Source organism: Flavobacterium sp. ENC, assembly GCF_020991415.1.
Lineage (GTDB): Bacteria > Bacteroidota > Bacteroidia > Flavobacteriales > Flavobacteriaceae > Flavobacterium.
In genome coordinates this window covers 312,090-324,463 of the sequence record NZ_JAJMOY010000002.1, presented here as the reverse complement: position 1 = coordinate 324,463, position 12,374 = coordinate 312,090, and the positions used below count along the sequence as shown (strand labels likewise).

General features: G+C 37.9%; 9 protein-coding genes. 2 read left to right on the top strand and 7 right to left on the bottom strand.

Annotated elements, in window-relative coordinates:
* Positions 1-94 precede the first annotated feature (94 nt).
* The 4 genes from LPB89_RS06275 to LPB89_RS06260 form a co-directional block, all read right to left on the bottom strand.
* Positions 95-1,105 carry a LacI family DNA-binding transcriptional regulator gene (locus tag LPB89_RS06275; protein WP_230700913.1) on the bottom strand — a complete coding sequence of 337 codons (1,011 nt, stop codon included), beginning with the start codon at positions 1,103-1,105 and terminating at the stop codon, positions 95-97.
* A 454-nt stretch (positions 1,106-1,559) separates the two neighbouring features.
* The gene (locus LPB89_RS06270) at positions 1,560-2,804 is read right to left on the bottom strand and encodes an MFS transporter (protein WP_230700912.1); all 1,245 of its coding nucleotides are present in this window, start codon (positions 2,802-2,804) and stop codon (positions 1,560-1,562) included.
* Positions 2,805-2,820: 16 nt separating this feature from the next.
* A complete protein-coding gene (locus LPB89_RS06265; RefSeq protein WP_230700911.1) occupies positions 2,821-3,048 on the bottom strand; it encodes a hypothetical protein in 228 nt (75 codons plus the stop codon).
* A 6-nt stretch (positions 3,049-3,054) separates the two neighbouring features.
* Positions 3,055-3,651 (bottom strand): TetR/AcrR family transcriptional regulator, encoded by a 597-nt coding sequence (locus LPB89_RS06260; RefSeq protein WP_230700910.1) that lies wholly within the window; start codon positions 3,649-3,651, stop codon positions 3,055-3,057.
* 347 nt (positions 3,652-3,998) lie between these two features.
* Here LPB89_RS06260 and LPB89_RS06255 point away from each other — a divergent pair, with 347 nt between their 5' ends.
* Positions 3,999-5,231 (top strand): hypothetical protein, encoded by a 1,233-nt coding sequence (locus LPB89_RS06255; RefSeq protein WP_230700909.1) that lies wholly within the window; start codon positions 3,999-4,001, stop codon positions 5,229-5,231.
* Positions 5,222-6,250 carry a hypothetical protein gene (locus LPB89_RS06250; protein ID WP_230700908.1) on the top strand — a complete coding sequence of 343 codons (1,029 nt, stop codon included), beginning with the start codon at positions 5,222-5,224 and terminating at the stop codon, positions 6,248-6,250. The genes LPB89_RS06255 and LPB89_RS06250 overlap by 10 nt, the downstream gene beginning before the upstream one ends.
* A 101-nt stretch (positions 6,251-6,351) precedes the next feature.
* Here LPB89_RS06250 and LPB89_RS06245 read toward each other — a convergent pair whose 3' ends face one another.
* From LPB89_RS06245 to LPB89_RS06235, 3 genes are all read right to left on the bottom strand, one after another.
* Positions 6,352-8,217 carry a trehalase family glycosidase gene (locus LPB89_RS06245; protein ID WP_230700907.1) on the bottom strand — a complete coding sequence of 622 codons (1,866 nt, stop codon included), beginning with the start codon at positions 8,215-8,217 and terminating at the stop codon, positions 6,352-6,354.
* A complete protein-coding gene (locus tag LPB89_RS06240; protein WP_230700906.1) occupies positions 8,207-9,427 on the bottom strand; it encodes a sugar MFS transporter in 1,221 nt (406 codons plus the stop codon). Before LPB89_RS06240 ends, LPB89_RS06245 begins: the two co-directional genes overlap by 11 nt.
* A 124-nt stretch (positions 9,428-9,551) precedes the next feature.
* Complete coding sequence (locus LPB89_RS06235; protein WP_230700905.1) at positions 9,552-12,191, bottom strand: TonB-dependent receptor; 2,640 nt, start codon at positions 12,189-12,191, stop codon at positions 9,552-9,554.
* Positions 12,192-12,374 lie beyond the last annotated feature (183 nt).

The following is a 12,374-nucleotide window of genomic DNA, read 5'->3' as shown; positions in this document are numbered from 1 at the left end:
GTTTTAATTTACTAAAACGATTTAGTAAAATGGGTAAAAAAAACCGCGACTGATTTTATTTTTATTTTTTTCTAATTTGAAATATTCAGGGAAACTAAACCGATTCCCTGACAATCAATGTGCCCTTCTTAAGCACTTTTTCGATTTTGAAAGCATCAAAATCTGTCATCTGACTCATTAGCAACTGAATAGATTTAATGGCGATATCTTCTATGGGCTGTGCAATTACGGAAATTGTGGGGGTATGCAATTTGAAACTGTCATGATCATCAAAACTGATTACCGAAATATTTTCCGGTATCCTGTATCCCATATTTCTGAAAGCCTGTAAACCTGCCAGCCCCATGTAATTGGCTAAAAATAAAACAGCATCTATTCGGGGATTTGCTTTAAAAAAACCTATCAGCGAATCAATCCTTCTTTGTTCACTGGCATGATAATCTAAATAAAGAGCCAGTGACTTATCATAAATACCTTCTTCTTTTAAGGCGTCTGTATATCCTTTCTCTCTCAGTTTCATCTGAATCATTTGAGATTTATTATTGACTACCGCTATATTTTTGCATCCTTTCTCCATTAAAAACTTAGTAGCCGAATAGGAACCTTCGTAGTTATCCATCACCACGTGACTTACTTTCTGATGGGCAAAATAACGGTCAATTAAAACCACCGGTTTCTGCAATTTCAGCAGCAGATCAATCGTCTTTTCTAAATTTTTAGTTGGTGTGATAATAAACCCTTCCACATTGGCCTGCAAAAGACTTTGAACCAATTCTTCAGAACGTGCATCATCATCTCCTGTACTGCAATAGAAAACCCTGTAATCAATATTTTTGGCTTCGTCTTCTATCACTCTTGCTAAATCGGCAAAGAACTGATTGGAGATATCTTCTACAATAAGACCGATAGATCTCGTTTTTCCGGTTCTCAGACTGCTGGCAATCATACTTGGCCTGTAATGAAGCTTTTGAGCTACTTCCTGTACCTTTTTTATGACAGCCGGACTAATTGCCATCTTTTCCCCTTTCCCGTTAATCACAAAAGAAACTGTAGATATCGACACTTGGGCCTCGGTAGCAATATCTTTAATCGTGATTCTTTTCATTAAGTGGTTATGGTATTAAATGGATGATTATTAGTTGAACAAATATATATAAAAGTGATTTACAAAATCGTTTTAGTAAAATATTTTTTCAATAAATCATTATTTTAATGCTAATTTAAAACATAATGCTCAGTAATTGTGGTATTTTAACCCATAATCATCATTTATGTTTTTTGTCAAAAATTCTTCCTTCTAAGACCTGTTTTTCAGTCCGGATGCCTGTAAAATAAAAAATAGTCAAACTGACTATTATGATTTATTTCAGATTAGTGAACTCATTTTCAAATGCATTTCATCCTGATCATTTGCGCTATTTAAAATTTGCACATAACTTCTTACTTAAAAACTTTTTTTGTTGTTTCAATACAATCTTTTGACCAAAAAAAAAGACGATTAAAGACCGTCTTTTTTTTTGCATTGTAAAAATTATCAGAAAGGTTTCTATCCTGATTCTTTAAATGATACTTTTCTCTTTTGACTTTGCCAATTGATTTACTCTCCACATTAGCAGTACTGAACAGCTTGTAATAACAGCAATGACATAACCCAGGACATCATAATTTTCCAAAGGTGATGTTTTAGTTTGCTGATGCACGATGAAACCCGCACATACCGCTGCAATGCCGCCTGCAATTTGCTGTAATGAAGAAGTTATCGACATATAAGCACCACGATCTTTCATTTCGGGAATGGCAGTATTCAGGGTTGTAGCAGGAATCATACGACTCATAATCCCCATAAACAATACCATATTGATTGCGACTACTTCCCATAATGGAATAGGATCAAGATTGGTATAAATTAAAATCATAATGACCGAAATCAGTGATCCAACGGCGAAGAGTTTAAATTTATTGACTTTGTCACTTAACTTTCCAACCAAAGGCATTATAAAAAGTACCGAAAGTCCCGTAAAGAAAAATACCATTGGCAATTGAAGCTGACTGATGTGAATATTATTGACCAGAAAAGCACTTCCAAAGGGCTGCAGCATAAAACCTCCCACAGAAAGAAATGCAATTGCCGCAAAGCCAATCTGATAGTTTTTATTGTTCAGTGTATGCCACAGGTGCAGAAAAGGGTTCTTGTCGGACTGCAGTTCCAGATGTTTTGTTACGGGTTGCAGCTGGGTAATAATGGCAATCAGAATCAATATTCCCAAAACGGCAATCATAATAAAAGCAGCATGCCATCCCCAGTTATTGGCACAATATAATCCCAGTGGAATTCCTAAAATCTGACTTGTTGCGTAGGCCATTTGTATCGATCCCATCACTCTCCCTCTTTGCTGAATTACAAATAAATCGGTCACAATAGCAAGTGAAACCGAACCAATAACACCGCCAAAAAGGCCTGTAAAAATCCTTGCAAAAAGCAACATCTGGTAATTTGTAGCGAATGCACAAAAAAGAGTACCAATAATAAATCCAGTATAGAAGAATATGAGCAATTTCTTTCTGTCAAATTTATCAGCAAAACCTGCTGCCAGTAATCCTGAAATTCCGGCACTAAAAGCATAAGCGGAAACGGTAAATCCAAATTTGGCCGTCGTCATGTCCAGTGTTTTCATTAAGATATCACCCAAAGGCGAAATTATGACAAAATCGAGTATAACCGTAAATTGTAAGAGTGCCAGAATGGCGATAATAATGATTTGTTTTAAAGTAAAAGCAGCAGGTACTACAGTATTTTTTTCCATTTTAATAGGTTTGTTTTTATATCAATTCCTGGCAGTTGTGCCCGTATTCACTGATAAGGGTAATAATTTGTTTCGGCTGAAGTGTTTCTGAAACTACACGCAGTACACAATCAATATCTTCATGATCAATGCTCCATTGTTGTATACCCTCGTGATCGTTCAGCTTCTGGTACATCGCACAGCCTGTATCGATTTTTCCAATATTTGTCTTAAAAATATGTATTGTGTTTAAATCTGTCTCCATATCTTTTCATGGTTTTAAAGCTTTTATGGTTGCCTGAAAAGCTTCTTTCATTATTGTATCGGTAAGAACAAACGGTTTCCCTCCCATACTCTTACCATCGGTATGGAAGTTTAATAAAGTATATAATGGCCCGTAAGCAACGGCCCAAAAAGCTTCAAATGTCATTGGCGAAATTTCCTTTTTATGCAGAGCGTTATCGATAAACTGCTTCATAATCATCCTGAAATCCGAAAATTTGGTGGTCGAATTTAATATTATTTCCCCGTGGGGAGAGTGCTTGATAATTTCAAAAAAAGCGACCTGCTTCGGATATTTCATGGTAAAGTGAGCCCTGTTTACCCATTGTATCCATAATCCTTCTTCAAATGACATTTCCGGCGAGAAATTTTTAATGGTATCTGAAAAAAACTCAAGAGCGACGGTTGCTCCTATTTTCTGGATTAAATCATCTTTGTCCTTGTAATAAATATATAACGTACCAACCGAAATATTACATGCTTTGGCAAGTTTATTCATACTGAAACCCTGAAATCCATCCTGTACGATTTGATCTATTGCATTGGCAATTACCAGTTTTTCTTTATCAATATCTCTTACTCTCATGTTATTTTTTTAGCAAAGATAAAATAATAAATGAATGAACATTCTTTTATTTATTATTTTTTTGAAATATGGGGTGTTATTTTTTTGAAAGAGATTATGTTAAAACAATATTCGAATTTAAAATACGTTTTGGTATTTATTAACTTTTAAAAATTCAGGATAGAAAAATTAATCCAATCAGAATTACTATTTTTTTACCAAAACCTGTAGTACTTGTATTATAATTTCGTTATTTTGCCTGCAAATTAAAACACTACACCCATTTTTTAACCCTTATCCGATAATCATAGCCCCTACCCTATAAAAGAAAAAATCCCCCTTTTTTTTAACATTCAAATTTAACAACAATGAAACCTACACTTCTTAAAAACCTGTCCTCAATAGGTTTGTTATTTCTAACCCTTATGCTGCAGACCAGTTGCAGCGATACTGATTCAGGCAGTTATACGCCAAACTATTTACCTCAGATTGATGCAACAAAACTTTCGGCAGCAAACCATCCGATGACCTTATTTGAAGACGATGAAGATCCTGCCAGAATGTATGACAAAAAAGACCGTTGGTTTCGTGTAAACCAGCCGGTACAGGTGATTCAAAAAGGAAAAGACTCTGTACAGTTATCGCTTTACTCACCGGTTGGCCTTAAGGATGTAAAAATTTACGCCAAATTACCCAATTACGAGAAACGTTTTGTGCTGTATCACTTTACCCAGATTCCTGCTTTTCACCGGTCAGTCCATCAGATTCCGTTGGTTTCGGCAAAAAATGATTACGAACTGGAAGACGGAAAAACAGTAACAATAGATAAAATAGAGGGTTTTTCAACTGGTGGAATCGAATTTTCAGTAGAATCTTCCGATCCCTTATTTGCTAAATTCAAAAAAATAAAATCTTCGCAACTGGTTCAGTTTCATGACGGATACCATATAGAAGAATATGGTAAATACCTGCCTATGAATCCCGTATTGGCGAAAGAAGCTATTACGATGATTATCAATTATTCCTACGCATTAAGCCATCCGATCTACTATCAGACACATAATAATTTCGATCTTTATAAAAAAGAACAGGCCGCAGCAGCGGGAACTGCTGTACCCGGAGCTACCGACTGGCATGGCAATACTGCGGATGCAAATGGCCAGTACGATTATTTTACAAAAGCGGAAATTGAAAAACGATATTGGGACTATGTTGACGGAAGAACGCTTTATATGGCCATGGTGGGCGGTGATGCTGCCTGGGGAGGCGGACCTCTGGCTTCTCAGTATGAATCTAATTATGTAAGCGGACACTGGAAAGGAGAAATGTCGCTCTGGTCACATGAATACTCCCATCATACAGGTTATAACCATGACAGTAATTTTGCCAATAGCGGCGAAGGCGGCGGACAGCAGGAAATGCTGACGCAGTTTTATAAATATTTAATATACATCAACGACCTTCCTTTTATTGATCCGGATATTTTAAAAACGTACAGCAAAACAAAATATCTAACCGGGACTTATACCAAACCGGTTTTTAAAATTGATCCGAAAAATGCATTTTTAGTAAAATATAAAGGAGAAGGAAAATGGAATTAAAAAGACTTTACACGTTGCCTAAAGTAGTCCTGGTACTGCTTCTGATACTTACTGGATGCAACGATAATGATGATACAAATGCAGCTACAGATGATATATATTACTATTATCCGACAGATGAAGCATCTATAACAGCTGCACAAATTGGAGACGGGACTGGCGCGCTTGACCCGAGAGGAATAACCATTGCCAATGATAAATTATATGTCTGCAATGGGAATGTCCTTGAAATTTTTGATGCCAAAACCTTAAAGCACCTAAAATCTGTAACTGCCTTTTCTAAAGGAGCAACAAGCATCGATTTTACCAATCTCTCTTCTGTTTGCGTAGATAATAAGAGAATTTATCTCGGAAGTGTCGATTCCCGTCTTTTTGTATTGGATGAAACTACCACTTTAGGAATCAATACGGTGGGTAACGGGCAATGGTGGAATACTTTTGTACACGTTTTTGGTGTTGTAGTCAAAGACGGGCTGGTTTTCGTGAAAGAAAAAAATACGACTATTAAAGTTTTTGAAACCTCCCAAATTACAGAAACCAGTAAATGGGACTTAGCACCGATTGCAAAATTAAATACGTTAAACGGATATGATGAATTTTATTCCCTGCAGGTCGACGGCGGAAATCTGGTTGTTGCGGGACGAAATGCCAAAGCCTATTTGTATTATAATATTGCTTCGATTCGTGCCAATGCTGCGGCTTCACTCACCACTCCGCTTGTTCCGGTAACCAAACCGTTTTCAGATGCTAAACCTCTTGCTGTTTCGATTAATAGCGACTGGGCCATCACTTCTGAAAATGTGGGTGCTGTTAATTTTTTACGATTCTATCCGAAAGAAGAATTTCTGAACAAAACATATTCTGCCAGAATTAATGCGAACGATATTATGGGCGAAAACCCTTTTGGAACTATTCTTGGAATTGCGCAATTAGAAGACCGTATCTTCGTAGCGGATAATACCAATAAAAAAATACGCGTACTCAGGCTAAAGAAAGCCGCGATTAGCGAACAAAAATAAAAACAAAAGCTGCTTCCAGAATAATACCGGAAGCAGCTTTTTTACTTTAAAAGACATTTTCAAAAACAAAATCGACGTTTTAAAAATGACCTGAATATTTTTTAGAATAAAGTATCCGGATCAGTCAGACTGGATAATTTTTCCTTTAAACCGGAACTTAGCAGTGTCAGCCCAAATTGGTAGGAAGCATTCATCCAGCCAAATCCTTCTTCGGTGATGTAGTCAAATTCGGTGCCGACATTTCCGTACTCTGCAAAAATTTTATGGGAACTGATGGACAAATCAAATTTCTCCGGAATCGTTCCGTTGTAGTCCACCGCATTTCGGGTGATGAGCCACAACCAGCGATAGATCATTTCCTGTGCTTCGTCCTGAAAATTATAATTTAACAAGCCTTTCCACAATAATATCTGATGCGGCGCCCAGCCAAACGGATAATCCCATTGTCTGGTTGGCGCATGTTCACTTACAGCTGCAATAGATGATGGAGTGCTTCCGGCAATTCCGCCTTTCATTTTAAATTTTGGCAAGGTTTTTTGAACCAAAATAGTGGCTTGTTCCTGCGTACAGATTTTTGCCCATAACGGATAAAAAGTTGTGGCGGCCTCAAAATAATGTTGTTCTTCGAGTTCAAAATTATAATCAAGATAAAGGCCGTTGGTTTGGTTCCAGCACAATTCGTTGATTTTTTCTTTTCTTTCCGCTGCTTTTTTATGCCAGTAGTCGCTGGAATAAGCCGTGTTTTCATTGTACTGAAACTGGTCATTAAAAACCGTTTCAATCAGGAAGGCAATATCCGTTTCATATTTATAAAGCAGGCTGTTGATGGCTACTGTATTCAAATCCGCACAAATACCCACCAGTCTGTTTGTGGTGTCATGGCCGCTTTCGCGCATACTCCTGTCATGGGTGAAATAATGGTCCAGATCGGAATCCAGAATTTCCCGTTCAAGGTATTTTTTCTCAAATTCCCGGGTTGACAGTCCGTATTTTGGTGCGTATTTTTCCAGTATATCATCAAAATGCCCTTCTTCGACCTCAAACGGAAGCCCGATTCCCTCTGCTTTGTACCGATTCAAACCATTGGGAGTAAGTCTTTTCCCCTGTTCCATCCAAACGGTTTTGTATTCTTTTATAGCCGTTTTCAAATGTCTTTCAATCCATGCTTTTTCAGGATTCGACTTCTGGATAATATCTACAATCAAAGACGTATACAACGGAGGCTGCGTACGGGTCAGGTAATAACTTCGGTTGGCATTCAGGATTTTTCCATAATGGTCAATCTGGTATTTAAAGTTTTCTGCCATGCCAAGCGCCAGATCCGTTTTATCATCTATTAAAAGTCCCATTGTGATAAAATAACTGTCCCAGCCGTACATTTCATTAAATCGTCCCCCCGGAACTACAAAAGGAACTCCGGTGGTTTCACTGTTTTTGGTTTGAAGGGCCAATGCCAGAATTCCCGGTTTTTTATTCAGGGATAAAACATATTCCGGTGAAATATCTTCCGGTAACTGCACCACTTTTAAAGTCGGATTTGCTGCTTCTAAATTTTTAAAATAGTCAAATGCAAAAGAATCTCCGGCCGGAACGTACAAATACGAAATGGCATTTTCTATTTTGTCGTCTTCCAGGATTTTTTTTACTCCGGCAGCATCAATTGTTCTGGTAAGTCCTTTCCAGTATAAATCTTTTATTTTTCTCGAAATTCTTTTTACCGGATCCTCTGTTATATCTTCTAAACTAATTTCGGCAAATTCCGTGTTATTTTTTTTGGACAGGGCCAACTCCTGTAATAGGTTAGAAAGTTGGTACGTTCCTTCAATAGCCATCGGGTTTCCTTTATCATCTTCCAGCAAAAAGCGTTTTGGCCCTTTGTCATCAATGGTGATCTTTTTGTCGCCATCAGTGTCTTCCTGAGCCAGTAACTGACTAAGGGTTTGATTGATATGTAATTTAAATTTCATTTTTTGCGGTAATTTTTTTAAGAATAAAAAAGGAAATCAGCAATAAAAACATCGGAATTAAGGTGAAATAAAATGCTTTTTCCGGGCCTTCATTTTTAAACAGCCAGCCTGTGATTCGTGAACCTAATGTCCCTCCGAGAGCTGAAAAAATAACGATTAATCCTGTCATGGAACTTTGAAGGTTTTTCGGCAGGGAGCTTAATACAATTGAATTCAGCAAGGGATAAATAGGCGCTATAAACAATCCGATTAACGGAAATGCAAATCCAATAAGCGGAATATCGGAAAGGGAATCAATATTTTTTACTTCAAGCCCTACCACATTCGGAAGTACAAAATATACAATCAGCATCGCAGCGATTACACAAACGCTGAGTACCCAGATCCAGTTGACTTTTTTGGTTATTATTCCGGCTACAAGCCGGCCAACTGCCAGTGAAATTGCCAGAATGCTGGCCATCATAATGCTGATATTTTCAGGTAAATGCAGCACTTTTGTATTAAAGGTGGGCAGCCAGGAAAGAATCCCCTGCTCGATCATCACGAATAAAAAAACGCTGATGACGAAAATAACCGTCAGCATTTTGGCGATCAATTTAAACATCTGCAGAAAATCATCTTTGAAATTGGCTCCTGCGGTTGCTGTACTTGTCTCAAATTTTGTAAAAAACAAAAACAGGAAGGACAATAGCGATAAGCCTGCCAAAAACCAATATACATTTAACCACGAATCCGGATGGGTTTCATCATTAAAAGCCGGAAACAGAAAGTATGCCAGAGCAATTCCAATCATAAAAACGCCTTCAATATTGCTCATGAGCGCATTGTGTTCTTTCTGACTTTCGGTAACAGTACCGATTAAGGAATACACCGAAACTTTTATCAATGCAAAAGAGACGCCTACAGTTGCAAATAAGAGTTTGGCACTGTCAAACGAGTTTCCGAAATACATGGCAATGCAGGCCAAAGTGACGAGGGCAAGACCTGTGAGCATGGCTTTTTTGTAGCCAATCCGCGGCAGAAAAGAGGCGATAAAAAAAGAGACAATTGCAATAGGCATATCCTTAAAGGCTTCCAGAATACTGGCCTGTACTTCATCTACTCCGTAATTTTTTTGTGATTTTAAAATGACAATGCCTACACTATTCAATAAAATGGCAAAGACAAAATAATTGAGATAAAGCGCTATTTTAATTCCTAGGTTTTTCATTAAGGGATGGGTTTGTTTTATAAAGAAAATCCCTTTATAAAAAGAAGGATTATGTAAAGTTACAAAAATACCAAATGCTGTTTTGGCAACAGCATTTGGCAAACTATCAATTAACTAACTCAAATTAAAAATTAACGGCTACCGAAAATCTAAAAGCACGTCCTAAAATAGGTCTTGCCATAAACACATCGCTTGCTGCTGATGTAGTTTGTCTCGGGTCGCCTTCTGTCAGACCAATCTCATTGAATAAATTCGATGCGTCCACTGCAAAACGAAGGTTATTGTAGGTATAATTCAAACCTGCTCCTACCTCTTTGTAAGCCGGTAAAACCTGTCTGTTATCCTGATTGGTAAACTTTTTATCATAATAGGAGAATTGTACATAGGCTGTAAAATCTTTGGTGATATTTACTTCAGGTCTCAGGTTACAGAAAAATTTAGGGATTCTTCTGGCGGTATTTCCATTAAAATCGAAAGTAGAACCGTCTGCGTTAGAACCGGTGAAATTATCGTATTCCGGCTTTTGAACGGTGAAGGTAAAATTCAGGTTTACGATTTCATATCTGGCATTCGTCTCTACTTCAAGACCAATATTGTTTACATCCGCAAATTTGTTTTCAGAACTTCCGTCTGATAAGATATCCGTAAAAGCAACATTTTTCAGATTCATGTGAAATACGTTCGCATTCACAGAGAAGAACGAACCGGAATATTTGTACCCTAATTCCAACTGATTCACTTTTGTGTTTTCAAGCTTGCTTAAATCGGCTGCATTGTCATAAAACGACTCTTCAATCGGAGATCGGAAGCCATGACTGTAACGAACGTAAGAAGCCATATTGTCATTGAATTTGTAATTAGCGGCACCTGTATAAGACAATTCGCTTACATCGTATCTCCAATAGGTATACGGATTTCCTTTTACCGTTGTAACCGCATCATCGGCAGTATTGTTATCCAGTACCCCCAAGTTTTCGGCAAAAAAACGGGCATTGTCCCTGTATCCGGAATATTTGTCTTTGTTGTATCGTACACCCGCGTTAAAAGTCAGGTTTTCCGTCGCTTTGATTTCTGCATCGGCATAAATATCATTCAGAACACCTTTGGTTTGTGCATCTCTTTCTAACCAGGTAATTCTTTCTATCCCATTCCAGGTATGGTTTACGCCTGTGGTATTGTCTTCTACGTTTAATAATCTCGGATTGTCTGAAACTCCTACCAGATACGAATTCCAGTTCCAGTATTGGTTTGATTTCCAGTTCGAATAATAGTATCCGGCGGTTAGTTTTACAGGATCTAAATCGAAAGCAAAAGAGAAATTGTTTGCAAAATTGTTCATTTTTTTATGAATGTACCAATGATCGGCTCTCATGATTAGTGCATTTGGATCAACAGCTGCTCCGTTGTCTACATAGGTAAAATCTAAATTAGCAGCGGTTGTATTCTGAACTCCCGTAGCATAGGCATCTTGTGTCCAAGGACCTCCATTCGGAAAAATGGCATTGTAATTCAAATCGATAGCCGTTTGTTTGAAGGCATTTTTGAAAGTCACTTTCTCAGAAATTTTCTTTTTGAATTCTGCTCCGACAGAGTTGATCACCGGATGTGAACCATCTTCTAAATCGGCACTAAAAGTTCCGCCGCCATATTGAGGCACATTCAGATGACTGAAATTCACGGAAGTCAGCGTTCCGTAATTCGGATTAAAACCATCGATACCTTCGATTTTTCCGTTATTGCTTTTTAATGGAATCGGCAGGTAAAAAGTATTTCTGTCGTCCAGGTGTTTGAAATTCACTCTTAAATAATCGCCATCGTCAAATTTATACGTCAGGTTTCCTTTGATCTGACCGCCTTTATTGGCTGTAAATCCGGTATTTCTCACTCCGTTATCCGCTCTGTAGAAACCACCGATATTAAAAAATAACTTATCCTGAATTAAAGCGCCTGATAAATTAAGATCGGTTCTGAACATTCCGTAATCAGAGGTAGAAAACTTTGCTTTTCCCTGAAAATCATTTTGTCCTGTTTTAGAAATGAAATTGATAATTCCGCCGGGTGCATTGTTGGCGAAAATCGAGGCAGATCCTCCACGGACCGCTTCCATTTTGCTGACCGTTTCGTCCAGTCTGTAAAAAGTATCCGCGTTGGCAAATTGCAAAGCACCATCTTCAAAAACCGGTAATCCGTCTTCCTGGATTTGCACATATTCATACGCTCCGGCAGATGGAATTCCCCTTGCAAAAAGGTTGTTTCCAATTTCCCCTCCTGAGGCTTCCACTACAAATCCCGGAATGGTCTGAAGTAAAGCAGCCGTACTTGCCGGAGCCCTGTCTTCAATCGCTTTTGCTCCCATTGAGGTAATCGCCACACTCGATTCGAGTTTAGATCTCGGACTGGATGAGCCCGTCACCACTACTTCTTTTAAGTTTTGCGATTCTGTTTCTAAAAACAAATTTTCAACGACTGCTTCTCCTTCTTTTACAGTAACTTTTTTCGTGAAGCTTTTATAGCCGACATTGGTGGCTGAAATAGTATACGTTCCGGCAGCCACATTAGAAAACAAATAGGTTCCGTTTACATCGGTAGTCACCGTCTGATCTGCTCCTGTCAGCGTTACATTGGCTCCTGGTACGGTTTGTCCGCTTTCGTCGAACACTTTTCCGGAAACCGTATTTTTCTCCTGTGCAAACAAATGGTTTGGTACAGAAATTAGGCACAACATTAAAAATAGTCCGCCTGCATACGAGTGAATAAGTTTCATTTTTTTTTGGTTTGGTTAGTAAAATTCATACTTGTTAGTGTAAACTTAGTAACTAATTAAAACCTGACTACGAAATTATAACCGAAAACGTTTTCGAAAACACCTAAAACGTTTTCGAAAATTATTTTTTTTAGAAAAACTGGTTTAATTTAACCGCGAAATGTACAATGAAGATGGTTGAGA